This is a genomic window from Ancylobacter sp. TS-1 (assembly GCF_009223885.1).
Taxonomy (GTDB): Bacteria; Pseudomonadota; Alphaproteobacteria; order Rhizobiales; family Xanthobacteraceae; genus Ancylobacter.
The window spans coordinates 3085953-3112357 of the sequence record NZ_CP045144.1 but is presented as its reverse complement, the minus strand read 5'-3'; the positions used below and the strand labels follow the sequence as shown (position 1 = coordinate 3112357).

Genomic DNA, 26405 nt, shown 5'->3' with positions numbered 1-26405 from the left:
TCTGTCTAGCCCGGACGCGCCGGCCTGTCGCCGGTCACGCCGGTTTGCCGGCCTCCGCTGCGGCCGATGACAGGCGGGGCCCGGCGGCGGGCAGAACCTCGGCCTGCGGTTCCGGCAGGGGGATGACGTCGACCTCGACATTCAGCTTCTGCCCGCCCGAGCCGAACACCACGCCGCCGATGGGCGCGACATCGGTGTAGTCGCGCCCGACCGCCAGAACGACGTGATCGGTCGCGACGATCAGCGCGTTGGTCGGGTCGAGCCCCTGCCAGCCGATCTCCTCGCCGCACCACACGGAGACCCAGGCATGGGTGGCGTCGGCGCCCTGCAGGCGCTCCTTGCCGGGCGGCGGCTCGGTGCGCAGGAAGCCTGAGACATAGGCCGCCGGCAGGCCGAGCCCGCGCATGCCGGCGATCATGATATGCGCGAAATCCTGACACACGCCGCGCCGCATCTCGAACGCTTCCAGCGGCGGGGTCGAGACATCGGTGGCGCGCGGGTCGTAGGTGAATTCGGCGTGCAGCCGGATCATCAGGTCGATGGCGCCGGCCAGCATGGCGCGCCCGGGAGGGAAGCTGTCGGCGGCCCACCGGGTGATGGCCTCGCTCAGCGGCACCGCCGGGCTCGGGTAGAGGTGATGCGCGGGCGAACCACCGGACAGGTCCGCGCTCTCATCGGCGGCCTCGCGCACCTCTTCCCAGCTCGGCCCGGAATCGGCCTCGACCGCCGGCGGCTCCTCCACCTCGACCCGCGCGCGGGTGTGCACGGTGAAGCTGGTGTGCGGGGTCTCGATGCGGATATGGACGACCTTGTTGCCGAAGAAGTCCCGCGTCTCGGTCCACTCGACCGGCTCGGGCTCGACGGAGAACTGGCTGGAGACGACGCGCTGGTTCGGCCTGTCGACGGGCACCATGCGCACGACATGGCGCGCCACCGGCACTGGCGAAGCGTATCTGTAGGCGGTGGTCTGATGGATGTCGTACTTCATGCCAGCAGCTCCCACGGAGTCTCCACCGGCTGGCGCTGGATGAAGTAGCGCTCGGCGACGTCGTTCGACAGCTCCATCAGCTCGGTCTCGACCCCCCACAGCCGCTCATCGTCGAACTCGGCGGCACCGAAAGCCTTCATGGAAGCGGCGAGCCGGGCGGCGAGGCGTTCCTCGGGCGGCGGCGGCTCGTCGCCCAGATGCCCCGGCAGCGCCTCGATATGGGCGACGATGGCCTGGATCTGGAAGGCCAGCGAGCGCGGATTGACCGGGTCCAGCAGCACGAGGTCGAGCACCGGCGCGCGGCTCTCGACCATCACATAGCGCGAGCGATAGGTGATCTGGCTGTCGCACAGCTCCAGAAGCACGTCGAGCGCGCCGGCGGACGGTGCTTCGCCGACCAGCGTGCGGGAGAAGCGGCAGGTGGCGATGGCGCGCTCGATGCGCCGGCCGAGGTCGAGGAAGTGCCAGCCGGCCAGCCGGTTCATGTTCTCCGAGGCGAGGCCCGAAAAAGCGGCAAGCGCGCGCAAAGCGCGGTCGGTGCGCTCATAGGCGTCCGGCTCCGCGCTGGTCACCGGCACCGGCTCGGCCATCATCAGGGCGAGGTCGGCAAGCGTGCGCCACGCATCCGGCGACAGCCGGTCGCGGATCACCGAGGCGGTGTGGCGCGCGGATTCGATGAGGTTGGGCAGCGCGCCGGGCAGATCGCGGCGCGAGAGGGCGGCCAGAACGTGGCGCACCGGGCGCACGCGCGTCACGTCGTCGGGCGCCGCGCCCCATTCCTGCAGCAGATCGAGCAGCCTGGGCACCGAGGCGCCGCCGCCATCGGCGGTGGAGGACAACCGGCCGGCCAGCGTGCGCAGCAGGCGCAGCGTGCACTCGGCACGCTCCACATAGCGGCCGAGCCAGAAGAAATTGTCCGCCGCCCGGCTCGGCAGCGGCCCGGTCTGGCGCTTGATCTCGACATGATCGGGCGCCGGCAGCAGCGTCGTCTGCTCCACCGGTGCCGGGTCGAGCACCCACACATCGGCCGAGCGCCCGCCGCCCTGCATGCTGACCGCGCGCGGATCGAGGCTCTCCGACACGCGGCAGAAGCCGCCGGGCATCACCGTCCAGCCCGCCTCGGTCGCCGCCACGAAGATGCGCAGGATGAACGGGCGCGGCTCCAGCCGGCCGTTGCGCCAGACCGGCATGGTCGACATGCGCACGGCCTCCTGGCCGACGATGTCGACGCCGCGGGTGCGGATCGCCTCCTCGATGGCGGCGCGGCGCACCGGGTCGAGATCGGCGCCGATCACCGCCCCCTCGTCCAGCAGCCCCGGCAGGGTGCGGCGGAAGGCGGGGGCGATGACGAGATCGTCCAGGCTGTCGAGCACGCGCTCGCGCTCGGCCTCCTGGCCGCACCACCAGGTGGCGACATTGGGCAGGATCAGGTCCTCGCCGAGCACCTGGGCGCCGAGGCGCGGCAGGAAGCCCATCATGGCCGGCGCCTCGACCACGCCCGAGCCGATGGCGTTGGCCAGCGAGACCCCGCCCGCCCGCACCGCCTGCATCAGCCCCGGCACGCCGAGCCGCGAGCCGGGATTCAGCTCCAGCGGGTCGGCATAGTCGGCATCGAGGCGGCGCAGCAGCACGTCGACCCGCTTGAGACCGGCCACGGTGCGCACATAGACCACGTTGTCGCGCACGGTGAGATCGTCGCCCTCCAGCAGCACGAAGCCGAGATAGCGGGCGAGATAGGCGTGCTCGAAATAGGTCTCGTTCAGCGGGCCGGGGGTGAGCAGGCCGACCCGGCCCTCGCCGGAACGGTCGAGCCGGGTCAGGCCGGCGCGCAGCGCCTGGAAGTAGCCGGCCAGCCGGCGCACGTTCAGCGAACGGGCAAGGTCCGGCATGGCGCGGGCGATGGCGAGGCGGTTCTCCAGCGCGTAGCCGGCGCCGGAGGGCGACTGGGTACGGTCGGACAGCACCCACCAGTGCCCGTCCGGCCCGCGCCCGATATCGGCGGCATAGATCCGCAGGAAGCTGCCGCCATGCGGATCGACGCCGACCATCGGCCGGAGAAAATCCGGGCTGCCGGCCACCGCCGCCGCCGGCAGCGCGCCCGAATGCAGCAGATGACCCGCGCCGTAGAGATCGGAGAGCACCGCCTCCATCATCTGCGCGCGCTGGATCAGGCCGCGCTCCAGCGCCTGCCATTCGGTGGCATCGATGACGAGGGGAAGGTGCGAGATCGGCCAGGGCCGCTCGCCGCCATTGGGATCGTCATAGACACGGTAGAACACGCCGGAGCGGTAGAGATGGCGGTCAGCGGCGCGAAAGCGGCGGTTGACCTCGTCGATTCCCATCTCGGCGAGCGCCACCAGCAGGGAGGTCCAATGCGCGCGCGGACGCCCTTCCGGGTCCACGAGTTCGTCGTGAACACCCGGCAAGGGCTTGTAACCCGCAAGCAGAGCCTGGACCGCCGCTTCCTCGAAGCGGCGGGTACGGGCCTGCGTCTCACCGCGACCGGCCATATATGCCCCTCGGCGCCCCCGACGATGGAGGACGCTTCCCGCCTGTCCGCGACGCTTGTCGCCCCGCGCCGGCACGCGCCCGCGCGGCCAGCGGCCCATGGCACCCCATCGCCATGGCGCGCGTCAGATATGCGCCGGACGGCGCAGGTCCAGCGTGGCCGGGAATTCGGAGGAAGCCTCCTCCGGCGGCACGAACAGGTAGCCGGGAGTGTGGCCGTAATCCTGGAAGCGCGCCAGACGCCTTGCCTGCGCTTCGTAGGAATTCACCGGGAAAGTATCGTAGTTTCGGCCGCCGGGGTGCGCCACATGGTAGACGCAGCCACCGAGCGAGCGGTTCGACCACAGATCGACGATGTCGAAGGTGAGCGGCGCGTGCACCGGAATCGTCGGGTGCAGGCCCGAGGCCGGCTGCCATGCCTTGAACCGCACACCCGCCACATACTCGCCGAAGCGGCCGGTGCCGAGCAGCGGCAGGCGCCGCCCGTTGCAGGCGACGATGTGGCGGATCGGGTTCAGCCCCTCGACGCGGACCTGAAGCCGCTCCACCGACGAATCGACGAAGCGCACCGTGCCGCCGGCCGCCCCCTCCTCGCCCAGAACATGCCAGGGCTCCAGCGCCTGCCGCAGCTCCAGCGTCACGCCGCCATGCTCGACCTGCCCGAAATAGGGGAAGCGGAACTCGCGCTGCGCCTCGAACCAGATCGGATCGAAGCGGTAGCCGGCCCGGCCGAGATCGTGCAGCACGTCCATGAAATCGGCCCACACGAAGTGGGGCAGCATGAAGCGGTCGGCCAGCGCCGTGCCCCAGCGGGCGAGCGGCCCCTCCTGCGGCTCGCGCCAGAACCAGGCGATGAGCGCGCGCAGCAGCAATTGCTGGGCGAGCGACATGCGCCAGTCCGGCGGCATCTCGAAGGAGCGGAACTCGACAAGGCCGAGCCGGCCGGTCGGCCCGTCCGGCGAGAACAGCTTGTCGATGCAGATTTCCGAGCGGTGCGTGTTGCCGGTGACGTCGGTGAGCAGGTTGCGGAACAGCCGGTCCACCAGCCAGGGCGGCGGCGCCTGCCCCTTGCCGGGGGCGGGCACGTTGGCCATGGCGATTTCCAGCTCATAGAGGCTGTCGTGCCGGGCCTCGTCGATGCGCGGCGCCTGGCTGGTCGGGCCGATGAACAGGCCCGAGAACATGTAGGACAGCGAGGGATGGCGCTGCCAGTAGGTGATCAGGCTCTTGAGCAGATCCGGGCGCCGCAGGAACGGACTGTCGGCCGGCGCCGCGCCGCCGACCACCACATGATTGCCGCCACCCGTGCCGGTGTGGCGCCCGTCGACCATGAACTTCTCGGTGCCGAGGCGTGAAAGCCGGGCCTCCTCGTACAGGTCGCGGGTGATCTCGACGCAGGTCTTCCAGTTCGAGGCCGGATGGACATTGACCTCGATGACGCCCGGGTCCGGCGCGACGCGGATGACGTTGAGGCGCGGATCGACCGGCGGGGTGTAGCCCTCGATATGTACCGGCAGCTTGAGCTCGGAGGCCGTCACCTCGATGGCCGCCAGCAGTTCCAGATAGTCCTCCAGCCGCTCGGTCGGCGGCATGAAGACGCACAGCCGGCCGTTGCGGGGTTCGATGACGAGGGCGGTGCGCACCGAGCCGGTGCCGGTGAGCACTTGGTCGACGCGCTGCTGGCTGTCATCGTCCACCGAGGTCCGGCGGTAGAGCTGGTGCAGCGCCTCCGCGTCCGGCAGGTCACCGGAGATCGTCATCGGATCGGCGGGATTCACGTACGGGTAGGCGGCCGGCGGCACCCAGGGCAGGCTGGCGAGCGGCAGACGGAACCCGACCGGGGAATCGCCCGGCACCAGGAACAGCTTGCCGCGCCGGAACTGCCACTTCTCGCTGACCCAGCCGCGCGAGGAGCGCGCCTGCCAGCGCTGGACCGGCAGCACGTAGCCGCTCGCCCGGCCGAGCCCGCGCTCGAACACCCGCGCCATGCGCGAGCGCGCCTCGGGATCCTCGAGCTTGGAATTCAGCGGATCGACATTCTCGGGCAGATCGCCTTCCTTGAGAATCCAGTAGGCGGGATCCTCGAAGGCGGGCGCGACGAAGCCGGCGCCGACGCCGAGGCGGTCGGCCAGCCCCTCGGTGAGAACCCGCGCATCCTCGGTGGTCGCGCTGGTCAGCCCCTCGGAGGCGATCAGCTCGGGGTCGCGCCAGATCGGCTTGCCGTCCTTGCGCCAGTAGAGCGAGAAGGTCCAGCGCGGCAGGCTCTCGCCCGGATACCACTTGCCCTGGCCGTAATGCATCATGCCGCCGGGGGCGAAGCGACGGCGCAGGCGGCGGATCAGGTCGTCGGCGCGGATGCGCTTGGTGGGGCCGACGGCGGAGGTGTTCCACTCCGCGCCCTGATAGTCGTCGATGGAGATGAAGGTCGGCTCGCCGCCCATGGTGAGGCGCACGTCCTGCGCCGCAAGGTCGGCGTCCACCCGGTCGCCGAGCGCGTCGAGCGCCGCCCAGGCCTCGTCGGAGAAGGGCAGCGTCACGCGCGGCTTCTCGGCGACGCGGGTCACGCGCATGTCGAAGTCGAAGCTGGTCTTGGTCCCCTCCTCCGCCGAGAAGCCGCCGGAGATCGGCGCCGCCGAGGCGGGATTGGGCGTGGCGCAGAGCGGCAGGTGGCTTTCGCCGCACAGCAGGCCGGAGGTGGGGTCGAGCCCGACCCAGCCGGCGCCGGGCAGATAGACCTCGCACCAGGCGTGCAGGTCGGTGAAGTCGACATCGGTGCCGGCCGGGCCGTCGAGCGCCTTCACGTCGGGCTTGAGCTGGATGAGGTAACCGGACACGAAGCGCGCGGCGAGGCCGAGCCGGCGCAGGACCTGCACCAGCAGCCAGCCGGAATCGCGGCAGGAGCCGGAGGCGAGGGAGAGCGTCTCGTCGGGCGCCTGGACGCCCGGTTCCATGCGGATGAGGTAGCCGACGCGCTGCTGGAGGGTCTGGTTGAGGCTGACGAGGTAGTCGATGGTCTTGGCGCCGTCGGCCGGGCGGACCTCCTCGACGAAGGCGTCGAGCAGCGGGCCGCCCTCCTCCGTCTCCAGATAGGGCACGAGTTCCTTGGCGAGCCCGGTGGGATAGGCGAAGGGCAGCGTCTCGGCGAATTCCTCGATGAAGAAGTCGAACGGGTTGTAGACCGTCATGTCGGCGATGAGGTCGACCTCGACCCGGAACTCCGTCGTCTTCTCCGGGAAGACGAAGCGCGCCATCCAGTTGCCGAACGGGTCCTGCTGCCAGTTCACGAAATGGTTCGAGGGCGTGACCTTGAGCGAGTAGCTCTTCACCGGGGTCCGGCAGTGCGGCGCCGGACGCAGCCTGATGATCTGGGGCCCCAGCGCGACCGGACGGTCGTACTTGTAGGCCGTGACATGATGCAGGCTGGCAAAGATTGTCATAGGCACCAACTGGACAGACGGAAGACGACCGGGGCGTTCGCGATCCTAGACGGACCCCGCGGAACGGAACAGTCGGTCTGGACGCATGAATCGTGCCGTCCCGGCGGGAGGGGTGTGCGCCGCCCGGGTGCAGGCGGCGCACCGGCGGCAAAGGCGCCGGGCCCGCGCCGCGGGCACCGGTCGCCTAGAGAAACGCCATCCCGGTGCCGCCAATTGAGGCGGACGGGCCATGCCGGCTCAGCCCGCCGCGGTCGGCGCGCCCTCGCCCGGCCCGCCGGCGGCCGGCGCCACGGTCCCCGGTGCGGCCTTGCCGCGCGAGCGCCACTCCTCGAAACGCTGCAGCACCGCGTAGAAGGACGGCACGAACAGCACCGCGAGGCAGGTCGAGGCCAGCATGCCGGAGAACACGGCGATGCCGATCGACTTGCGCGAGGCCGCGCCGGCGCCGGTGGCCAGTACCAGCGGCAGGACGCCCAGAATGAAGGCAAAGGAGGTCATCAGGATCGGTCGGAAACGCAGCCGGGCCGCTTCCGTCGCCGCCTCCGCAATCTCCATTCCCTCGGCCCGTTTTTCGCGCGCGAACTCCACGATCAAGATGGCGTTCTTCGCCGACAGGGCGATCAGCAGGATGAGGCCGATCTGGGTATAGAGGTTGTTGGAGACCCCGAGCCCGGTCAGCGCGGCGACCGTGCCGAGCAGCGCCAGCGGCACGGCGAGCAGCACCGAGAAGGGCAGGATCCAGCTCTCATACTGGCCGGCGAGAACGAAGTAGACCAGCAGGATGGCCAGCGCGAACACATAGTAGATCTCGTTGCCGACCACCTCTTCCTGATAGGACATGGCGGTCCAGCCGGAGCCGGTGCCCGGCGGCAGCGTCGAGCTGGCGACCTGATCCATGATGTCCAGCGCCTGTCCGGACGAGAAGCCCGGCGCCGGCGCGCCCTGAATGGTGGTGGCCGGGTAGAGATTGTAGAGCGTGATCAGCGACGGGCCGAAGGCGGGCCTCACCTCGGCCAGCGTGCCGAGCGGCACCATGACGCCTTCCGGCGTGCGGATCTTCAGGTTCAGGATCTCTTCCGGTGTGCGGCGGAAATCGGACTCGGCCTGGATATAGGCCTGGAAGGTCTGGCCGAACTCGTTGAACTGGGTGACGTAGCTGGAGCCGACGAAGCCCTGGATGGTGGAGAATACCTGGCCGACCGTCACGCCCAGCGTCTCCGCCTTGACGCGGTCGATCTTGAGATAGAGCTGGGGAACCGAGGCGCGGAACGAGGTCGAGAGGTGGCCGAGCGCCGACTGCGTCGACGCGTTGGCGACAACCTGCTGGGTCGCCGTCTGCAGCGCCGGGAAGTCGAAGCTGCCGTCCTTCTGCTGCACCATCATGGTGAAGCCCGAGGCGTTGCCGATGCCCTGGATCGCCGGCGGCACCAGCACGAAGGTCGCGGCTTCCTCGATCTTCTGCAGTTCCTTGCTCAGCGTGTCGTAGATCCAGCGCAGCCCCTGGCCCGCCTTGTCGCGCTCGTCCCAGGGCTTGAGCATCACATAGGCGACGCCGCCATTGGGGAGGGTGGCGTTGTTGTCGAGCACCGAGACGCCGGAGATGGCGATGACGTTGTCCACGCCGGGCGTCTTGCCGGCGATCTCGGAGATCCTGCTCATCACCTCGGTGGTGCGCTCGAGCGAGGACGCATCGGGAAGCTGCGCGCCGATCAGCACATAGCCCTGGTCTTCGGTCGGCAGGAAGCCGGTCGGCACCCTCGTGATGCCCCACAGGGCGACGCCGATCAGCACCAGGCCGACCGCGACCACGGCGAAGCTCGCCTTGACCATGTGGTGGATGAGACTGGCGTACCAGTGCTCGGCCTTGTTGTAGACCACGTTGAAGCCGCGATAGAAGAAGTTGCGCTTCTCCTCCGGCACCGGCGGGCGCAGCCAGAGCGCGCACTGGGTCGGCTTCAGCGTCATCGCGTTGATCGCCGAGATGAACGCGGTGGCGGCGATGACCAGGGCGAACTGTTTGTACATCTGGCCGGTGAGGCCGGGCATGAACGCCGCCGGCAGGAACACCGACATCAGCACGAAGGTGATGCCGAGGACGGGGCCGAGCAGTTCGTCCATCGCCTTCTCGGCAGCGAGCCGGCCGGGCAGGCCGCGCTCGATATGACGCGCCACGCCTTCCACGATGACGATGGCGTCGTCGACGACGATGCCGATGGCGAGCACGATGGCGAACAGGGTCGACAGGTTCACCGTGAAGCCCATCGCCGCCATGGCAGCGAAGGTGCCGATGATCGTCACCGGCACGGTGGTGGCCGGCACAAGTGTCGCCCGCCAGTCCTGCAGGAAGACGAGGATGACGATGAGCACGAGGATGCCGGCCTCGAACAGCGTCTTGTAGACCTCCGTCACCGAGGCGTTGACGAACACCGTCGTGTCGAACGGCACGGCATAGGAGAGGCCGGGCGGGAAGCTCTTGGCGAGCTCGGCCATCTTGGCGCGCACCTCGGTCGCCACCTGCAGCGAGTTCGCCTCGGGAAGCTGGTAGATGCCGAGCGCCGCCGCCGGCTTGTCGTTGAAGGTGAAGATCTGGCTGTAGGTCTGCGCGCCGATATCGACGCGGGCAACGTCGCGCAGGCGGGTGATGCGGCCGCCATCGGCGTTCGACACCTTGACGATGATGTTCTCATAGTCGGCGGCGTCGTTGAGCCGGCCGTCCATCAGCAGCGTGAACTGGAAGTTCTGGCCCTTGGGCACCGGCGGCATGCCGACGACGCCGGAGGCGACTTCCTGGCTCTGCTGCTGGATGGCGTCGATCACGTCCTGCGGGGTGAGCTGGCGGGCCTGGAGCTCGTCCGGGTTCAGCCAGACGCGCATGGCGTACTGGCCGGCACCGAAGATCGAGACATTGCCGACGCCGTCCAGCCGGGCGATCTCGTTCTGGAGATTGATGACGCCGTAATTGGCGAGGAACAGGCTGTCGTAGCGCCCGTCCGGCGAATAGAGCGTGACGAACTGCAGGATCGCGGTCGACTTGATCTGCGTGGTGACGCCCTGAACCTGCACGGCCTGCGGCAGCGAGGCGAGCGCGATGGCGACGCGGTTCTGCACCAGAACCTGCGCCATGTTCGGGTCGGTGCCGATGGCGAAGGTCACGGTGAGCGTATAGGTGCCGTCGCTGGCGCTCGTCGACTGCATGTAGAGCATGCCCTCGACGCCGTTCACCTGCTGCTCGATCGGCAAGGCGACGGTATCGACCAGCGTGCGGGCGCTGGCGCCGGGATACAGCGTCGAGACCTGGATGGTCGGCGGCACCACGTTGGGGTACTGCGCGACCGGAAGATTGAACAGCGACACGCCGCCGATCAGCACGAAGACCAGCGCCAGGACGTTGGCGAGAACCGGCCGTTCGATGAAGAAGCGTGAGATCATGATACGGGCCTTCGGTTCGGGCGGGCCGGAGCAGGCGTTCGAAACGGAAGCCGGCGCGCGCGGGCGCCGGCGGTCACGGGATCAGTTGCCGGTCTTGGCGGGCGCCGCGGCGGCGGCGGCCGGGGTCGCGGGCGTGCCAGCCGCAGCCGCCTTGTCGGTCGCGACGACCGGATTGACCTTCGATCCGGGCGCGGCGCGCTGGATGCCGCCGGTCACCACGCGATCGTCCGCCGTCAGGCCCGATTCGACCACGCGCATCTCGCCGACCTGCTGGCCGGTGGTGACGATCTTCTGCTCGACGACGTTGTCCTTGTTGACGACCAGCACGTATTTGCCCTGCTGGGCCGTTCCGATCGAGGTGTCCGGCACGAGGTAGGCGTCCGGAATCTTCTGCGCCGGAATGCGCACGCGCACGAACAGGCCAGGCAGGAGCGACAGCTTCGCGTTCTCGAACACGCCGCGCACCAGCAGCGTGCCGGTCGAGGGGTCGACTTCCGGCGACACGTAGTCCAGCCGGCCCTTATGGGGGTACTCGTCGCCCTCGTTCTGGAGGCCGACGTCGATCTCGATTTCCTTGACCTGCTCGATCGTACGGCCCTGGGCGGCCAGCGCGTCCTTGATGCGCAGGACCTGATTCTCGCCGATGTTGAAATAGGCGTAGATCGGGTTCATCTGCACGATGGTCGCGAGCGTGGTCGGCTGGTTGTGGCCGACAAGCTGGCCGACATCAGCGAGGTGGCGGGTGACGATGCCGTCGAACGGCGCCAGCACCGTGGTGTAGCCCAGATTGATGGTGGCGATCTCGATGTTCGCCTTGGCGGCATCGACCGAGGCCTGCGCCTGCTCCATGGACGCGCGTGCCTTGTCGACGGTGGCCTGCGAGGAGAAGTCCTGCTGGCCGAGCGTCGACTGGCGCTGGTACTCGGCGCGGTTGTTGGTGAGCTCCGCCTCGGCGGAGGCGAGTTGCGCCTTCGCCTGGTCGAGATCGGCCTGGTAGGTGTCCTGCTGGATCAGGAACAGCCGGTCGCCCTTCTTGACCACCGCGCCGTCCTTGTAGTCGATCGACATCAGGAAGCCTTCGACGCGGGCCACCAGATCGACCGAATTGATCGAGGCGGTGTTGCCGGTGAAGTTCAGGTAGCGCGTCACTTCCTGGCGGACCGGCGCGGCGATGGTGACATCGGGAGGCGGGGGAGGAACGTATTTGTTCTCCTCGGAGCATGCCGCGAGAAGAAGGGCCGCCATCCCGATACCGGCCAGCCCGATTCCCCTGCGAAGCCGACCGGCCAGACCAATGCTCGGACCCATTCCGTTCCCCTCTGACGCGTGTACCCGCCGGCCGGACTATACAGTCGACTGACGCATTGTCCAGACACAACTATTTAGGTGTATTAAGATACGACAACATTGTCATGACACGTCTAAGTCACGACAAACCGAATGTGCGCTTCCCACTTCCATGTATTTTTATCTATTCTAGGTAACCGGGGCTTCCTACCGCTTGAACAGGCACGCCGCAATAGTGAGCCGCACCCGGCGCGGCGACCGGTTATACCACCGCAGGCGACCGCATCGGCACCGCGCACGGCTCCATGACATGCCGGCTTCTGCTACCTGCCCCACGCCTGAGAGGTGACGCAGGGACAGAATCAAACGCCGTGCCGTCTTTCCCGCGCGGCTCGACTTTTCGCGCGCTTGCACTAGGCTGCCGCACGCGGCGACCTCATCAGCCAGACGACGGTCCGCACGCCGCCTCGGACCGTCCCCGGGGCCCTTCATGTATCCGACGCCAAAGCACGCCCTCGCCGCGACGCTCCTCTCCGCGACACTGCTGGCCGCGCCTGCGGCGCTGGCGGACGATGCCGGCCTCAAGCTCGAACAGGGCGACCTGTTCACCAATGACGTCGGGACGGTGCTCAACGTGGCGGTGGTCAACAACACGCCGAACACGGTCGGCTCGGTGGGCGTGAACTGCGCCTTCACCGCCAAGGGCGCGGCGGTCGGCGCGGCCGGCACCATCATCTTCAACATCGTCGCCGGCGCAAAGGGGCAGGATCAGGTACACCTGCTCGGTCCCAAGGCCGATGCGGCCACCTGCTCGATCACCGGCACCACCCCGCCGCTGAACTGAGGCCCGGCGCCGCCCCGCGGCCGACCGACGGCACGCGGCGCCCGCAGGTCGGGCGGATCGGGGCGCGCGGGAACCTTGCCGGCGGGAATGGGCGGCGCACCCGCGCACGCCCCCTTCCGCGAGGCCGCGCCTGTCAGATGAGGAACACCCGCCATAGCGTCTTGCCAGCGCGACGCGCTTCGCTATATTCCGCGCCTCTTCGACGGATCGTCGCCGGCTCAGCCGGTGCCGCGTCGAAGCCGCCGGGCCGCGCGCCTGGAGGACGGAGGGGTGGCCGAGTGGTTGAAGGCGCACGCCTGGAAAGTGTGTATACGGGAAACCGTATCGCGGGTTCGAATCCCGCTCCCTCCGCCATCAAGTCAAATCATTGATATTGTTATATTTTTAGCCTCAAACGCGCCGCGCCAACCGCCGGCACCGTCAAGGTAAAGAAGACCGCGTTCTGCTCCCGCGCCGCGGTGTAGGCGATCTGGATAGAACCGCCGCTCAGGCGCCGGCCAACCAGCAGATGCAGCAAATGCCGGCCTTCGGCAGAGAGGCCACCGGCCAACCGGGCCAGCCCGCCGCGCCGGGCATGCTGGCCTACGGACCGGCCGCGCCGCGCCTCGAAACGGGCGCCGCGCCGGCCGCCTCACCCTTTGGGCATGCCGATGTGGGCGAGAACGGAACGGAGAGCCGCGCCAGCGCCTATAGCGCGGCGCTCTACGGCAGCTACAAGCTCACCGACGATCTGTTCATCGACGCCCTGCTCGGGGGCAGCTGGCTCGACTTCGACTCCACGCGCTTCGTGACCGCCGACGGCTCGTTCGCGGCGGGAGCCGACTATCGCACCAGCTTCGGCGGCGTCGGCGATGTGGACGGGGTCTTCAGCGCGATGCTGGGCGTGACGTTCTGAGCCGCCCGCCGGATGCGTTGAAAAGAGGTCCGGCGAACGAGCCTGGAGTGCGGCCGTGGCGCCGGCCCCGGGGGGGCTGCTGGGGCCGGCACGGGAAGCGGCGGACGACAAAGGCGTCCCCGCCCGCCGCGCGCGTCGCGGGCGGTGGGAAAGGCGCGGGGATCGCGCCGTTCCGCGCGCCCTCAGAGCAGCGATTTGCGCAGCATCATGTGGACGCCCTTGTTGCCGTCCACCATCTGCGTCACGCGCAGGTTCCCGGCCAGCGAGCACAGCATGTAGGCCTGGTTGCGCGAGAGGTTGGTGCGCTCGCACACATGCTTGACCATCTCGCGCGTCGCCTGCTTGGCGGCGTCGTCGAGATCCTCGTCGAGGCCGATCGAGATGAGGTGGGTGGCGCTCTCGGCGAAGGGCCAGTCCAGCTCCATGTCCTTGCGCAGGGTCAGGCGGAAGGTGCCGGTGACGCCGGTCTCCAGCGCGGTGATGCACACCTCGCCGTCGCCCTGCACGCCGTGGCCGTCGCCGGCGAAGAACAGCGCCCCCTCGTTGAAGACCGGCAGGTAGAGCGTGGTGCCGGCACGCAGTTCCTTGTTGTCCATGTTGCCGCCGAAGGCGCGCGGCACCGGCGAGCCGCAGCGGCCCCAGGCCGGCGGCGGGGCGGTGGCGATGATGCCGAAGAACGGGTCGAGCGGGATCTCGGCGCCCCACGGCATGACGCAGACATTCTTCTCGTGGTCGACGACGGGATGGATGGTCTCGTAGTCGGTGAACTCGTCGGGCAGCGTGCCGAGCAGCGGCAGGATGGAGACGAAGCCCCAGTCCTGGCGCACCTTCACGTCGAGAATGTCGACCTGAAGCACGTCGCCGGGCTTGGCGTCCTTCACATAGACCGGCCCGGTGATGAAATGCGGGCCGGCGCCCTGCGGCAGCGTGTCGAGCGCCAGCGCATAGTCCTCGGGCACCGGCAGCGTGTCGGGCAGCGTCTCCTTGCCGCCGGCCGGGAAGGAATGCAGCGTCACCACGTCGCCGGAGGTCACTTCGAGGATGGGCGGGGTCGTGCTGTCGAGATAGCCCCAGACCATGTTCTCCGGCGTGGCGGGAATTTCGAAGCGGCGCGACATGCTGGACTCCTGGTGCGGTGCGCGAAGGCGGGTCAGACGGCGATGAAGCGGGTGAGATGCTCCCGGCTCATCGTGCTCGCGCGGCCGGTCTCGACGACCGAGCCGCGTGAAAGGATGACGAAGGCGTCGGCGGTCTCGATGGCGAAATCGAGATACTGCTCCACCAGAAGGATCGAGATGCGCCCCTTGAGCGAGCGCAGCACCTCGCCGATCAGGGCGACGATGTTGGGCTGGATGCCTTCCGTCGGCTCGTCGAGAATGAGCAGTTGCGGCTGCGTGACCAGCGCGCGGGCGAGCGCGAGCTGCTGCTGCTGGCCGCCGGAGAGCGCGCCGCCGGGGCGCCGCCACATCTCCCGCAGCACCGGGAAGAGGTCCACCGCCTCGTCCATCGCGGCGGTACCGAAGGTGCCGTGCGCGCGGGCGGCCGCCTCGACATTCTCGGCGACGGTGAGTTCGGAGAAGATTTCCCGTCCCTGCGGCACATAGGCGATGCCGGCGCGGGAGTGTCTATGGGGCGACCACGCGGTAGCGTCCGCCCCGTCGACCAGCACACGCCCGGCGCTGGGGGCCAGCACGCCCATGAGGCATTTCAGCAGCGTGCTCTTGCCGGCGCCGTTGCGGCCGAGCACCGCCAGGCATTCGCCCGGCGCGATCTCGAAGCCGACCTGCCGCAGCACTTGCGCCGAGCCGTAATGCTGATCGAGAGCCTCCACACGGAACTGCATGTCAGCGCCCCAGATAGACGTCGACGACCGCCGCGTCGGCGCGCACGCGGTCCATCGAGCCCTCGAAGAGGGTGCGGCCCTCGTGCAGCACGGTCACGCGGTCGGCGATGCGCTCGACGAAATCCATGTCGTGCTCGACGACGACGATGGCGCGGTCCGGCCGCACCAGCGCGCGCACCAGCTTCGCGGTGCGTTCGGTCTCCTCGTCGGTCAGCCCGGCCACCGGCTCGTCGAGCATCAGCACCCTCGGGTCGGAGGCGATCACCATGCCGATCTCCAGCCACTGCTTCTGGCCATGGCTGAGTTCGCCGGCGAGGCGGCCGGCCTGCTCGGTGAGCCCGACCGTCTCCAGCACCTCGCCGATCCGGTCGTCGAGCGCGGGCGTGTCGAGGCGCGAGCGGAAGCCGACATCGGCGCCGATGGCGATATGCTGGCGCACGGTGAGCCCTTCGAACACGCTCGGCTTCTGGAATTTGCGGCGCAGCCCGGCGCGGGCGATGGCGGATTCGCTCGCCTGGGTGAGATCGAGCGCGCCGTCGAACAGGACGCGGCCCTGTTTCGGCCGGGTGATGCCGGAGATGACGTCGAGTAGGGTCGTCTTGCCGGCGCCGTTGGGGCCGATGACGGCGCGCACCTCGCCATAGTCGATGGCGAGCGAGAGGTCGTCGATGGCGCGGAAGCTGCCGAAACGGACGGTGAGGCCGTCGACGAGAAGGGCGGTGAGGCTCACGGGCGCGCCTCCCCCATCTCTTCCGCCATGCGCTTGGGGCCCATGGGACGCACCAGCTTGAATTTCGCAAGGTCCATCAAGCCGTTGGGGAACACCAGCACGACGAGCACGATCAGCCCGGAGAGGATGAACGGCCAGATGTCCGGCGCCGCCGAGGACAGCCAGAACTTCACCGCGTTGACCAGCAGCGCGCCGACCACCGCGCCGACCAGATGGCCGCGCCCGCCAATGGCGACCCAGACCGCGATCTCCAGCGACAATTCGGGCGAGAGCACGCGCGGGTTGATGATGCCGACCTGCGGCACGTAGAGCATGCCCGCCACCATGGCGATCAGCGCGGAGAGGCACCAGACGATGAGCTTGAGCCGCAGTGTCTCGTAACCCAATGTCCGCAAACGGGTTTCGTCGTCGCGGGTGGCCAGCATCAGCGCGCCGAAGCGGCTGCCGACCAGCCAGCGGCACAGCACCAGCACGAGGGCGAGGACCGCCAGCGAGGCCACCGCCAGCGCGGTGATCATGCCGCTGGTGCCCATCGGCCAGCCGAACAGAACGGAAAAGCCGGTCATGCCGTTATTGCCGCCGAAGCCGGTGTCGTTGCGGAACATCAGCAGCATGGCGACGTAGACCAGCGCCTGGGTGATGATGGCGAAATAGACCCCGCCCACCCGCGAGCGGAACGACACGTAGCCGAAGATGCCGGACACCAGCAGCGTAACCACGACGGCCACGGCGAGGGCATAGGGGAAGAAGTCGAAGCCCGCCCAGTAGAAGGGAAAATCCTTCCAGCCCATGAACTGGAGGAAGTCCGGCACCGTGCCCGTCACCACGAAGGAATGCTTGAGCAGATACATCGCCATGACATAGCCGCCCAGCGCGAAGAACAGTCCGTGACCGAGCGAGAGGATGCCGAGATAGCCCCAGATCAGGTCCAGCGAGATGGCGAGCACGGCGAAGGCGGCAAGCTGGCCAATAGCGTTGGCGAGGTAGCGCGACAGCGCGAACTCGGTTCCCGCCAGCCCCGCCATGGCGAGCGCGACAAGGACGATGAGGCCGATGAGGAGGACGATGGGGCTGGTGGGAGCGATGCGGCTCATTTGCGGCGCCCCTTCACGGCGAACAGGCCCTCGGGCCGCCATTGCAGGAAGGCGATGATCATCAGGAGCACGATCACCTTCGCCGCCACCGCGCCCCAGAGCGGCTCGATCAGCACGTTGATCTGGCCGATGCCGAGTGCCGCCACCACCGTGCCGGCGATGGTGCCGACGCCGCCGAGCACCACCACCATGAAGCTGTCGATGATGAAGTTCTGCCCCATTTGCGGGTTCACGCTGTAGATCGGCGAGAGCGCCAGCCCCGCAAGGCCCGCAAGGCCCGAGCCGAGGCCGAAGGCCATCATGTCGACGCGCCGCGTCGGAATGCCGATGCAGGCGGCCATGTCGCGGTTCTGCGTCACCGCGCGGATGTTGAGCCCCAGAGGCGTCTTGCGCACCACGGCCCAGGTCAGCGCCAGCGTCACCACCGCGAAGGCGATGGCGAACATCCGGTTCCAGGTGAAGATGAAGTCGCCGATGACCGGCACGCCGCCCGACACGTAGAACGGCGTCTCGAACTGCATGTTCTGGGTGCCGAACACCACGCGCACGATGTTGACGAGGAACAGGCTCACCGCCCAGGTGGCGAGCAGGCTCATCAGCGGGCGCTTGTAGAGATGGCGCAGCAGCAGCGCCTCCAGCGCGATGCCGATGGCGGCGGTCACAAAGAAGGCGACGGGGATGGCGAGCACCAGATACCAGTCGAGCAGCGAGGGCGCCACGACGCGCAGCCCCTGCTGCACCAGCCATGTGACATAGGCGCCGATCATGATCAGCTCGCCCTGGGCGAGATTGATGACACCCATCAGCCCGAAGATGATGGCGAGGCCGATGGCCGCCATGAACAGGATCGAGGCGAAGCTCAGCCCGTTATAGAGCGTGGCCAGCGTGTCGCCGAGGGCGATGCCGCGCTCGATGCGGCGTGTGGCGTCGTCCACCGCCGCGCGGAATTCCGGGTTCGCCGCATAGGCCGGATCGGCCGTCAGCGCCGCGATGCGGGTCAGCGCGCGCCGGCTGGGGTTTTCCGCCACCCGGCCGATGGCGCGGATGCGCGCGGCGGGATCGGAGGCGTTGAGCGCCGCGGTCTGGGCGAGAGTGTCGATCTGCTCCTTCAGCCCGGCATCGCTTTCCACTGCGGCGGCGGCGTCGAGCAGTCCTTCGGGAATCTGCGCCGGGCGGCGCTCCAGCGTCTTCAGCGCCGCCGCGCGCTTGGCGACGTCCGGCGCGCCGCGCAGGGCGAAGGCGGCATCGGCCAGTTCGAAGACCGGGCGGTTCTTGAGGCTGAGCAGCGGCGAGCGGGGGGTGCCGGCCGCCGCACGGGGCGAGCGGGTCACCGCATCGAGGCCGCTTTCGTCGAGCACGGCGCCGGCATCGTCGCAGCCGAGCTTGCGGTCGATGACGGCGCGGGCGAGCGGCGCGGCGAAGGCGCGGTCCTCCGCGCTGCCGGAGGCGGCGGTCGCCACCAGCACGGCGCCGGCCCGTCCCATCGCGCCGGCATCGCCGCACAGCTCCTGCACGAGACCGGCGCGGTCGAGCGCGTCCGCGCGAGCGGGCGACGCCGGCGCCAGCAGCGCACCGGCCAGCAGGCCGAGAATGAGGAGCGACGAGACTTTATGCGTCATTCGGGAACTCAAGACGGCCGCTCCCGTCGGGGAACGGCCGTCCCTTGAGAGATCAGGAAAGGCGTTCGCCGCGCTCAGCCATAGGGGCTGAAGGGCACGGGCTTGGGCGTATCCTTGGACTGCCAGAGAATGTCGAAGCCCTGCTTGTCGTTGACCGAGCCGATGAACACGCCACGGGCGACGTAGTTGTTTTCGCCGGTCATCGAGATCTTGTAGCCCGACGGGCAGTCGAAGGTGAGGCCGGCAAAGGCCTTGGAGACTTCCGGCACGTCGAAGGAGCCGGCCTTCGCCGCCGCCATCGCCCACAGATGCACGGAGTCATAGGCCGAGACCATCGGGTCGATGGAGACCGTGCCGCTGAAGGGCACGTTCTTCGCCTTCACATAGGCGGCCCAGTTCTTCAGGAAGGTCTCGTTGGCCGGGCCCTTGGCGTTCTGCAGATAGGCCCAGCAGTTGAGGTGGCCGACCAGCTTGGCGGTGTCGAGGCCCTCGAGGTCGGCCTCCACCATGTCGAGGCCGAGCACCGGAATGTCGGTGGCGAGGATGCCCTGGTTGGCGAATTCGCGCATGAAATCCGGGATCGAGTTGCCGACCACGGTGAGGATGACCACCGGCTGGCCGCCGCCCTGGTCCGCGAAGGCGCGGATCTGGTTGACCAGCGTCTGGAAGTTGGAGAAGCCGAAGGGGACGTATTCCTCCTTCCAGGCGGTCTCCGGAATGCCCTTGGACTTGAAGTAGCCCTTGAGCTGCTTGTTGATGGTGCGCGGCCACACATAGTCCGAGCCGAGCATGAAGAAGCGCTTGGCGGAGACGCCTTCCTCGCCCATCAGATAGTCGACGGCCGGCAGCACCGAGCTGGCGGGGGGCGAGTTCACATAGACGACGTTCTTGGAGTTCTCGTCGCCCTCGAAATGCAGCGGGTAGTACAGCAGCCCGTTCTCCTGCTCGACCACCGGCAGCACGGTCTTGCGCGACACCGAGGTCCAGCAGCCGAACAGCGCGGAAACCTTCTCCTGCTGCAGCATCTGCTTGGCGGACTGTGCGTAGAGCGGCCAGTCGGAGGCGGGGTCGGAGACCAGCACGTCGATGGTGCGGCCATTGACGCCGCCCTTCGCGTTGATCTCGTCCGCCGCCATCTTCACCACATAGTTCAGCCGGCCTTCGAGATTGGCCATCGTGCCGGAGGAGGAGAAGAGGCAGCCCAGCTTCACCGGGCCGGACTGCGCCTGCGCGCTGCGCAGATAGGCCGGCATGGCGAGGGGGGAGGCAAGCCCGGCAGCGGCAACGCCGCCCGCCTGCAGAAAGGAACGCCGCGTGAACTTGACCATGGACGACACCTCAGGGGGGTTCGGAAGATGAGGCGAATTCTGTTGAGCCACGGCGCCGGCGCAACTTCATATAATGTTCAGCCCTGCCCAATGGCGCGTCATACGGAGGCCCCCGGCAAGGTTTCTGGCAGTATTGCCACTTGTCGCCACGGTTGCGGCCGGCGGCGCGCGGTCCGCCACGGCGCGGCAGCCCGCCACCGCGCCAAGGGCCGCGCCAGCCACCGCACCGCCCGTTCGCCCGTTCGCGCTGCGGCGCAATAAAGTCGTTCACCTCGCGGATCGATCGTCTATAGTATGCCCATATTAAGCGCATGCTTATCCGATGGGCGGCTGACGGCCGCCGCTCCATCCCGGCGGCGCAGGGGCGACGAAGAGCGTGTCGGGCATGGGACCTAGCCGTCCCGGGCCCCGACAGGCGGCAGGAGGAGAGTCGACCGTCTTCCGACCCGTCAACGACAGCGAGGACGATCCGATGCGACGTTCGCAGTTCACCGAGAGCGAGATTTTCCACCTCATCCAGGAAGCCGATTCGGGCGTGCCGGTGGATGAGATCTGCCGCACCGCGCAGGTCTCGCTGCGCACCTTCTACCGCTGGCGCCGCCGCTTCGGGGGGCTGAGCCAGCCGGCCGTGATGCAGATGAAGGAGCTGGAGGCGGAAAACCGCCGGCTTCGCGCGCTGGTCAGCAACCTGTCGCAGCGCCTGCACCATCCGCTGCCGGGCGAGCAGCCGCATCTGGCGCGCGGCTCCACCCACCTGCAGCCGCAGCGCGCCTCGGTGCTGGCGGCGGACCGCTGCGGCGGCTCCATGGTCGGGCGCTTCGCCTCCGTTCGCGTCAGCCGATGACGGCCTTGCGCGTTTGTTGAGCGGCGTAAATGGCACATGCGCCATAATGCGCCGCCGTGCGCGAACTGAATAATCGGCGTGCCGTCCGGCTGCGCAGGCGGCGGGCCGCAAATCGTGCAGCGCAAATGTCAAAGCTGTCATTAAGGCGGTGAGGTCCGCATCTGCCGTCCGTGACGGCATTCTACTGCGCTCTATTTCTTCTTGTGCGACCGACCCTGCGGTCATTTCCTGACTTTCCAAGGCGACACGCCAGAATTCGGGAAAGCGGAGAGTGATCCATGTCCAATTACGTGCGCAGAGGTTTTGATCGTCGCGGCTTCCTGAAGACGTCCGCACTGGTGGCCGGCGGCCTGATCGCCGCGCCCTATATCGGCGGGCGCGCCAGCGCCGCCGCCCTGAAGACGGTCAACTTCAGCGAGGCCGTGCACAATCTCGGCTACATCAACCTCTATGTCGGCATGCATGCCGGCATCTTCGAGAAGAACGGCCTCGACATGAAGGTCTCCGCCGCCGGCGGCGACACCCAGACCTTCGCCGCCGTGCTCGGCGGCTCGGCCGACTTCGCCATCGGCGACGCCACCATGGCGCAGATCTCCCGCGAGAATGGCGGCCCCGGCGTGGTGGTCGGCACCGTGGTGCAGCGCGCCCATTATTTCGGCGTGTCGAAGACCATGGAGCCCTTCACCGACCCGATGGCGCTCAAGGGCAAGAAGGTCGTCACCTCCCCCGAGCCGAACACCAACTATTCCGTCACCAAGCGCATGGTGGAGAAGGCCGGGATGAAGCTCGGCACCGACGTCACCATCGTGCCGGTCAACCCGGGCACCGAGATCGGCGCCATGCTCGCCGGCCAGGCCGACATGGCGGTCGCCTACCAGCCGAGCGTCGCCGCCGCCGAGGCGCAGGGCTCCAAGGTCGTGTTCGACTTCTCGAACTATATCGGCCCCTTCTGCAACACCGGCATCATGGTGCTGCCCTCGACCATCGCCAAGGACCCGGCCATGGTGCAGGCGCTGGTGACCTCCTTCGAGGAAGCCTCGCGCATGACCTATGCCGATCCCGCCTTCGCCAAGAAGGTCGCGCGGCTCGAATTCCCCGACCTGCCGGGCGAAGTCGTCGACAAGGCCATCGACGCCGAGCTGAAATACCTCATCCCGGCGCAGTCGGTGATCACCAAGCCGGACCAGTGGGCCAACCTGATGGACATGCAGGTCTATCTCGGCAACGCCAAGGGAACGGTGAAGTTCGACGAGATCATCGACAACTCCTTCGCCGAAAAGGCCATCAAGCAGCTCGGGTGAACGCGGTGGACACCCCCGCCATCGCGGGAGGGGCGGCAACACCGGCGCCAGCCGGCACGCCGCCCCTCATCGTCGAGCACGTGGCCAAGAGCTACGACGCGGACGGGCGCATCGTGCCCGTCATCGGCGACCTGTCGCTGACGCTCGACGAAGGCGAGATCGTCGCCATCGTCGGGCCGTCCGGCTGCGGCAAGACCACACTGCTGAACACGCTGTGCGGGCTGATCGCCGCCGATTCCGGCCGCATACGCTGGCACGGCAAGCCGATCGCCGGCCAGCCTTCCGGCGTCGGCTACATGCTGCAGAAGGACCTGCTGCTGCCCTGGCGCACGGCGCTGCGCAACGTGATGCTCGGGCTGGAGATACGCGGCGTGTCGCTTTCCGACGCCGAGGAGCGCAGCCATGTCGTGCTGGACAAGCTCGGCCTGCACGGCTTCGCCGAGCACTACCCGACCACGCTGTCGGGCGGCATGCGCCAGCGCGTGGCGCTCGCGCGCACCCTCGTCAACGACCCGGACGTGCTGCTGCTCGACGAGCCCTTCGCCGCGCTCGACTTCCAGACCAAGCTCTTGATCGAGAGCGACACCGCGAAACTCGTGCGCGAAAGCCGCCGCTCGGTGCTGCTGATCACCCACGACATCGAGGAGGCGGTCTCCATCGCCGACCGCGTGATCGTGCTCTCCAAGCGGCCGACGCGGGTGAAGACGGTCTACGCCATCGATCTCGGCACCGAGCGCACCGACATGATCGCCGCGCGCGAGAGCCCCGGATTCACCGACTATGTGCGGCGCATCTGGGCCGATCTCGATGTCACGCGGCAATAGAGGAAGCGGCATGGACGGTTCCGCCAGCCACAGCGGCTTCATTCCCGGCGCCAGCGCCGACGACGGGGCCGCCCGGCGCCTCGCCGCCCATCGGCGCGCGCGCCGGCGCGCCACCGCGCTCGTCATCCTGACGCAGATCGCCCTGCTCGCCGCCTTCCTGGCGTTCTGGGAGTACATGACCGCCTTCGACCGGCAGGCGGCCTTCATGTTCGGCTCGCCCTCGGCGATCGCCGGCTTCCTCGCGACGATGGCGATGGACGGCAGCCTGTGGCGCGACACCTATGTCACCGGTGTCGAGACGCTGCTCGGCTTCCTCGTCGGCAACGTCATCGGCACGCTGATCGGCCTGTCGCTGTGGTATTCGCGCTTCGTCTCGCGCGTCATCGAGCCCTTCGTGATCGCGCTGGGCTCGATCCCGATCATCGCGCTGGCTCCCATCATCATCATCTGGTTCGGCACCGGGCTGACCTCGAAGATCGCCATGTCGACGCTCTCCGTGGTCATCGTGGCGCTGGTGACCTCCTACAAGGGCGCGGTCGGGGTCGACGGCGACCAGATCAACCTGATGCGCACGCTGGGCGCCTCCAAGTTCCAGATCTTCCGCAAGCTCGTCGTGCCGGCCTCGCTGACCGACATCTTCGCCGGGCTGAAGCTCACCGTCGGCTTCGCGCTGATCGGCGCCATCGTCGGCGAGTTCATGTCCTCGTCCGAAGGGCTCGGCCACGCGATCTTCAAGGCCGGCTCGCTCTACATCATCCCCAAGGTTTTCGCCGCGCTGGTGGCGACCATCGCCCTCGCCCTCGTCCTCACCTTCATCGTCGGCAAGGTGGAAAAGCTGCTCATGCCCTGGCGCCGCCTGGGCTGAGGCCGCATCCGACCTTTCCGCGTTTCAGTGCCCAATGGAGTGACCATGACCCAGCGCGTCAGCAAGTCCGGCAACATCAAATATGCTTTGTCGGCAAACGACACCTTCGTCGCGGCCGTCGAGCCCGGCGAGACCTTCGTCGTCGAATGCGCCATCAACGCCAATGACGGCACCATCCGCCATCTCGGCCAGCAGCTCACGCAAGCCGACGTCACCTTCCCCTTCGTCAATGGGGCGACCGGCCCCATCGAGGTGAAGGGCGCCAGGGCGGGCGACATGCTGGTGCTGGAGATCGTGGAGATGGAGGTCGACACGCTCGGCTTCACCGCGCTGTGGCCGGGCGTCGGCATGTTTCCCGACTGGGTGCGGCAGAAGGAATTCGGCATGCAGACCCGCGTCGTCGCGATCGGCGACGGCGTGGTGCACTGGAGCGACAAGGTGAAGCTGCCGGTGCGCCCGATGATCGGCGTCGCCGGCGTCGCCCCGGTGCACGGCGCCGTGCTCACCGTCGACAACGGCCCGCATGGCGGCAATCTCGACGTGCAGGAAATCACCGCCGGCAACACCGTGATGTTCCGGGTGAACCATGACGGCGCCCATCTCTTCCTCGGCGACTGCCATGCGTTGCAGGGCGACGGCGAGGCCAACGGCATGGGCGCCATCGAGGTCGCCGCGACGCTGACGGTGAAGGTCTCGCTGGCGCCCGCGCCGGCCCGGCTCAACCATCCGCGCATCGAGACGCCGACGCATATCTGCACGCTCGGCTGCGCCCGCCCGCTGGAGGACGCCATGCGGATCGCCTTCCAGGAGATGATCTACTGGCTGGAGGACGATTACGGCATCCCCGCCGCCGAGGGCTACATGCTGCTCGGCCAGATCGCCGAGGCGCGCTGCACGCAGGTGGTGAACCCGAAATACACCTACATCTGCAAGGTCGACAAAGCCCTGCTGGCCCAGTTCGCGGCGTAGGCACGCCGGGCGGGGGAGGATGCCGCAGGAGGCGCCGTGTCTCAGCCCTCGCGCCGGGGCGGGGCCTTTCCGAAGGCCCCGCCGGCGGCGGCCCATGCTGCCAGAGCCGCGCCCAGCGCCAGCACGCCGAGCACCGGCAGGCTGCTGCGGAAGGCGGCGAGCAGGGCTTCCGCATTCGCCGCCATCCAGCCGCCGGACGTGCCGGTCTCGACCTCCAGCCGCCAGGCCAGCGTGGTGGCGCCGGCGGCGACGCCGAGGCTGGTGCCGAGCACCCGCATCAGATTGAGCAGCGAGCCGGCGGCACCGGCGAGGTCCGCGGGCGCCGCCGCGATGGCCGCATGGTTGTTCGGGGCGATGAACAGGCCGATACCGACACCGGCAAGGATGAAGGCCGGCATGTCCAAGAACCGATGGTCGGCCGGCCAGCTCGCGGCAAGGGCGAAGGCGGCGAGGCCGAGCAGGCAGAGCAGCATGCCCGCCGGGCCGATGCGCCGCGCGCCCAGCCACAGCTTGACGTCGTGGCTGAACGGCGCCGACAGACCGATGGCGACCGGAATGATGGCCAGACGCAGCCCCGCCTGCGCCGGGCTCTCGCCATAGCCGTGGTCCTGCGCGAAGGACAGAAGGAAGAAGATGCCGTAGAGCAGCGCGTAGGCGAGCATCACCGCCAGCGCGCCGAAGGCGAAGGCGGGATTGGCGAACAGGCGCGGGGCGATGAGCGGCGAGGGCGTGGACCGCTCGCGGCGCACCAGCGCCCACAGCAGCACGGCAGCCGCCACGACCGCGCCCCATATCAGCGGGGAGCCCGCCCCCCGGCCCGAGAGATGGTTCAGCGTCGCCACCACGAGGATGATGGCCGGGCCGATCAGCAGCGCGCCACCCCAGTCGAACCGCTTGCCGGCACCGCCCGCCGCCGTGCGCGGCAGCGCCACCCAGCCGAGGACCATCGCCAGCGCGCCGAAGGGCACCGTCACGCCGAAGATCCAGCGCCAGCCGAGCCCTTCCACGATGAGCCCGCCCAGCGCCGGCCCAGCGCTCATGCCGACGGCCTGCGCGGCGGCGAAGAAACCGAGCGCGCGCCCGCGCTGCCCAGCGGAAATGGTCGCCACCAGCAGCGAGATGCTGTTCGCTCCCAATAGCGCGCCGCCCATGCCTTGCAGGAAGCGGAAGGCCAGAAGCTGCTCGAAGCCGGTCGCCAGCGCGCACAGGGCGCTCGCCGCAATGAAGATCGCATAGCCGGCGATGTAGAGCGTCTTGCGGCCGAACATTTCGCACAGCCGGCCGAAGATCGGCAGGAAGGCGGCGAAGGCGAGCAGGTAGGACAGCGCCACCCAACTCACCTCCTGCAGCGGCGCGTCGAAGGCGCGGCCCAGCGTCGGCAGCGCCAGCTGGACGATGGTGGCGTCGAGCTGCCCGACAAAGGCGCCGACGCAGACGAGGCCGACCACCAGCCACGGGTGCCAGCTCTGGCGTTCGAACCAGGCAAGCGGGGCCGGCTCGACAAGCAGCCGGCTCAATACGGTCGTCATAAATACATCCGAAGGCAGGGCCGGCAAGGCGGGAGGGGGGCGACAGGAGGCGCGGCATTCTAGCGTGCCGC

General features: G+C 68.5%; 20 protein-coding genes and 1 tRNA gene. 8 read left to right on the top strand and 13 right to left on the bottom strand.

Features of this window, described 5'->3' with window-relative positions; all coding sequences use genetic code 11:
* Positions 1-34: 34 nt before the first annotated feature.
* From GBB76_RS14595 to GBB76_RS14575, 5 genes are all read right to left on the bottom strand, one after another.
* On the bottom strand, positions 35-988 hold the full coding sequence (locus tag GBB76_RS14595; protein WP_152303976.1) for a transglutaminase family protein: 954 nt from the start codon (positions 986-988) through the stop codon (positions 35-37).
* Complete coding sequence (locus GBB76_RS14590) at positions 985-3498, bottom strand: circularly permuted type 2 ATP-grasp protein (protein ID WP_152303975.1); 2514 nt, start codon at positions 3496-3498, stop codon at positions 985-987. Before GBB76_RS14590 ends, GBB76_RS14595 begins: the two co-directional genes overlap by 4 nt.
* A 123-nt stretch (positions 3499-3621) precedes the next feature.
* A complete protein-coding gene (locus tag GBB76_RS14585; protein WP_152303974.1) occupies positions 3622-6933 on the bottom strand; it encodes a DUF2126 domain-containing protein in 3312 nt (1103 codons plus the stop codon).
* 237 nt (positions 6934-7170) lie between these two features.
* Positions 7171-10362 (bottom strand): efflux RND transporter permease subunit, encoded by a 3192-nt coding sequence (locus GBB76_RS14580; protein WP_152303973.1) that lies wholly within the window; start codon positions 10360-10362, stop codon positions 7171-7173.
* A gap of 81 nt (positions 10363-10443) precedes the next feature.
* Positions 10444-11607: an efflux RND transporter periplasmic adaptor subunit gene (locus GBB76_RS14575; RefSeq protein WP_152303972.1), complete on the bottom strand. Its 1164-nt coding sequence runs from the start codon at positions 11605-11607 to the stop codon at positions 10444-10446.
* 532 nt (positions 11608-12139) lie between these two features.
* Here GBB76_RS14575 and GBB76_RS14570 point away from each other — a divergent pair.
* The gene (locus tag GBB76_RS14570; protein WP_152303971.1) at positions 12140-12493 is read left to right on the top strand and encodes a hypothetical protein; all 354 of its coding nucleotides are present in this window, start codon (positions 12140-12142) and stop codon (positions 12491-12493) included.
* A 264-nt stretch (positions 12494-12757) separates the two neighbouring features.
* Positions 12758-12847: transfer RNA gene (locus GBB76_RS14565), tRNA-Ser, on the top strand.
* 22 nt (positions 12848-12869) lie between these two features.
* Here the strand turns inward: GBB76_RS14565 and GBB76_RS18665 are convergent.
* The gene (locus GBB76_RS18665) at positions 12870-13010 is read right to left on the bottom strand and encodes a hypothetical protein (RefSeq protein WP_162375607.1); all 141 of its coding nucleotides are present in this window, start codon (positions 13008-13010) and stop codon (positions 12870-12872) included.
* On the opposite strand from GBB76_RS18665, the gene GBB76_RS14560 reads away from it, so the two are divergent.
* Positions 13011-13388, top strand: a complete 378-nt coding sequence (locus GBB76_RS14560; RefSeq protein WP_162375604.1) for an autotransporter domain-containing protein — start codon at positions 13011-13013, stop codon at positions 13386-13388.
* 182 nt (positions 13389-13570) lie between these two features.
* Here GBB76_RS14560 and GBB76_RS14555 read toward each other — a convergent pair whose 3' ends face one another.
* The 6 genes from GBB76_RS14555 to GBB76_RS14530 form a co-directional block, all read right to left on the bottom strand.
* Positions 13571-14506, bottom strand: coding sequence for an acetamidase/formamidase family protein (locus GBB76_RS14555; RefSeq protein ID WP_152303969.1), 936 nt, complete (start codon positions 14504-14506; stop codon positions 13571-13573).
* A 32-nt stretch (positions 14507-14538) separates the two neighbouring features.
* On the bottom strand, positions 14539-15231 hold the full coding sequence (gene urtE, locus GBB76_RS14550; RefSeq protein ID WP_152303968.1) for an urea ABC transporter ATP-binding subunit UrtE: 693 nt from the start codon (positions 15229-15231) through the stop codon (positions 14539-14541).
* Between the two features lies 1 nt (position 15232).
* Positions 15233-15961, bottom strand: a complete 729-nt coding sequence (gene urtD / locus GBB76_RS14545) for an urea ABC transporter ATP-binding protein UrtD (RefSeq protein ID WP_152303967.1) — start codon at positions 15959-15961, stop codon at positions 15233-15235.
* Positions 15958-17055: an urea ABC transporter permease subunit UrtC gene (urtC, locus tag GBB76_RS14540; protein ID WP_152303966.1), complete on the bottom strand. Its 1098-nt coding sequence runs from the start codon at positions 17053-17055 to the stop codon at positions 15958-15960. Before urtC ends, urtD begins: the two co-directional genes overlap by 4 nt.
* Positions 17052-18674: an urea ABC transporter permease subunit UrtB gene (gene urtB / locus GBB76_RS14535; RefSeq protein WP_152303965.1), complete on the bottom strand. Its 1623-nt coding sequence runs from the start codon at positions 18672-18674 to the stop codon at positions 17052-17054. Before urtB ends, urtC begins: the two co-directional genes overlap by 4 nt.
* Positions 18675-18748: 74 nt before the next feature.
* Positions 18749-20002 (bottom strand): transporter substrate-binding protein, encoded by a 1254-nt coding sequence (locus GBB76_RS14530; RefSeq protein WP_152303964.1) that lies wholly within the window; start codon positions 20000-20002, stop codon positions 18749-18751.
* 472 nt (positions 20003-20474) lie between these two features.
* Here GBB76_RS14530 and GBB76_RS14525 point away from each other — a divergent pair, with 472 nt between their 5' ends.
* From GBB76_RS14525 to GBB76_RS14505, 5 genes are all read left to right on the top strand, one after another.
* Positions 20475-20846: a transposase gene (locus GBB76_RS14525; protein WP_162375602.1), complete on the top strand. Its 372-nt coding sequence runs from the start codon at positions 20475-20477 to the stop codon at positions 20844-20846.
* A 278-nt stretch (positions 20847-21124) separates the two neighbouring features.
* Entirely contained in the window at positions 21125-22147 is a 1023-nt protein-coding gene (locus tag GBB76_RS14520; RefSeq protein WP_152303962.1) for an ABC transporter substrate-binding protein, read from the top strand.
* Positions 22144-22971 (top strand): ABC transporter ATP-binding protein, encoded by an 828-nt coding sequence (locus GBB76_RS14515; protein ID WP_152303961.1) that lies wholly within the window; start codon positions 22144-22146, stop codon positions 22969-22971. Before GBB76_RS14520 ends, GBB76_RS14515 begins: the two co-directional genes overlap by 4 nt.
* A gap of 10 nt (positions 22972-22981) precedes the next feature.
* On the top strand, positions 22982-23836 hold the full coding sequence (locus GBB76_RS14510) for an ABC transporter permease (protein WP_152303960.1): 855 nt from the start codon (positions 22982-22984) through the stop codon (positions 23834-23836).
* 45 nt (positions 23837-23881) lie between these two features.
* Positions 23882-24805: an acetamidase/formamidase family protein gene (locus tag GBB76_RS14505; RefSeq protein WP_152303959.1), complete on the top strand. Its 924-nt coding sequence runs from the start codon at positions 23882-23884 to the stop codon at positions 24803-24805.
* Positions 24806-24846: 41 nt separating this feature from the next.
* On the opposite strand, the gene GBB76_RS14500 is transcribed toward GBB76_RS14505, so the two are convergent.
* The gene (locus GBB76_RS14500; protein ID WP_162375600.1) at positions 24847-26334 is read right to left on the bottom strand and encodes an MFS transporter; all 1488 of its coding nucleotides are present in this window, start codon (positions 26332-26334) and stop codon (positions 24847-24849) included.
* Positions 26335-26405 lie beyond the last annotated feature (71 nt).

What these genes read in the sequence shown, in the direction of transcription:
- GBB76_RS14595 (WP_152303976.1), bottom strand. Translation starts at nt 988, where the DNA reads ATGAAGTACGACATCCATCAGACCACCGCCTACAGATACGCTTCGCCA.
- GBB76_RS14590 (WP_152303975.1), bottom strand. Translation starts at nt 3,498, where the DNA reads ATGGCCGGTCGCGGTGAGACGCAGGCCCGTACCCGCCGCTTCGAGGAA.
- GBB76_RS14585 (WP_152303974.1), bottom strand. Translation starts at nt 6,933, where the DNA reads ATGACAATCTTTGCCAGCCTGCATCATGTCACGGCCTACAAGTACGAC.
- GBB76_RS14580 (WP_152303973.1), bottom strand. Translation starts at nt 10,362, where the DNA reads ATGATCTCACGCTTCTTCATCGAACGGCCGGTTCTCGCCAACGTCCTG.
- GBB76_RS14575 (WP_152303972.1), bottom strand. Translation starts at nt 11,607, where the DNA reads ATGGCGGCCCTTCTTCTCGCGGCATGCTCCGAGGAGAACAAATACGTT.
- GBB76_RS14570 (WP_152303971.1), top strand. Translation starts at nt 12,140, where the DNA reads ATGTATCCGACGCCAAAGCACGCCCTCGCCGCGACGCTCCTCTCCGCG.
- GBB76_RS14560 (WP_162375604.1), top strand. Translation starts at nt 13,011, where the DNA reads ATGCCGGCCTTCGGCAGAGAGGCCACCGGCCAACCGGGCCAGCCCGCC.
- GBB76_RS14555 (WP_152303969.1), bottom strand. Translation starts at nt 14,506, where the DNA reads ATGTCGCGCCGCTTCGAAATTCCCGCCACGCCGGAGAACATGGTCTGG.
- urtE (WP_152303968.1), bottom strand. Translation starts at nt 15,231, where the DNA reads ATGCAGTTCCGTGTGGAGGCTCTCGATCAGCATTACGGCTCGGCGCAA.
- urtC (WP_152303966.1), bottom strand. Translation starts at nt 17,055, where the DNA reads ATGAGCCGCATCGCTCCCACCAGCCCCATCGTCCTCCTCATCGGCCTC.
- urtB (WP_152303965.1), bottom strand. Translation starts at nt 18,674, where the DNA reads ATGACGCATAAAGTCTCGTCGCTCCTCATTCTCGGCCTGCTGGCCGGT.
- GBB76_RS14530 (WP_152303964.1), bottom strand. Translation starts at nt 20,002, where the DNA reads ATGGTCAAGTTCACGCGGCGTTCCTTTCTGCAGGCGGGCGGCGTTGCC.
- GBB76_RS14525 (WP_162375602.1), top strand. Translation starts at nt 20,475, where the DNA reads ATGCGACGTTCGCAGTTCACCGAGAGCGAGATTTTCCACCTCATCCAG.
- GBB76_RS14520 (WP_152303962.1), top strand. Translation starts at nt 21,125, where the DNA reads ATGTCCAATTACGTGCGCAGAGGTTTTGATCGTCGCGGCTTCCTGAAG.
- GBB76_RS14510 (WP_152303960.1), top strand. Translation starts at nt 22,982, where the DNA reads ATGGACGGTTCCGCCAGCCACAGCGGCTTCATTCCCGGCGCCAGCGCC.
- GBB76_RS14505 (WP_152303959.1), top strand. Translation starts at nt 23,882, where the DNA reads ATGACCCAGCGCGTCAGCAAGTCCGGCAACATCAAATATGCTTTGTCG.
- GBB76_RS14500 (WP_162375600.1), bottom strand. Translation starts at nt 26,334, where the DNA reads ATGACGACCGTATTGAGCCGGCTGCTTGTCGAGCCGGCCCCGCTTGCC.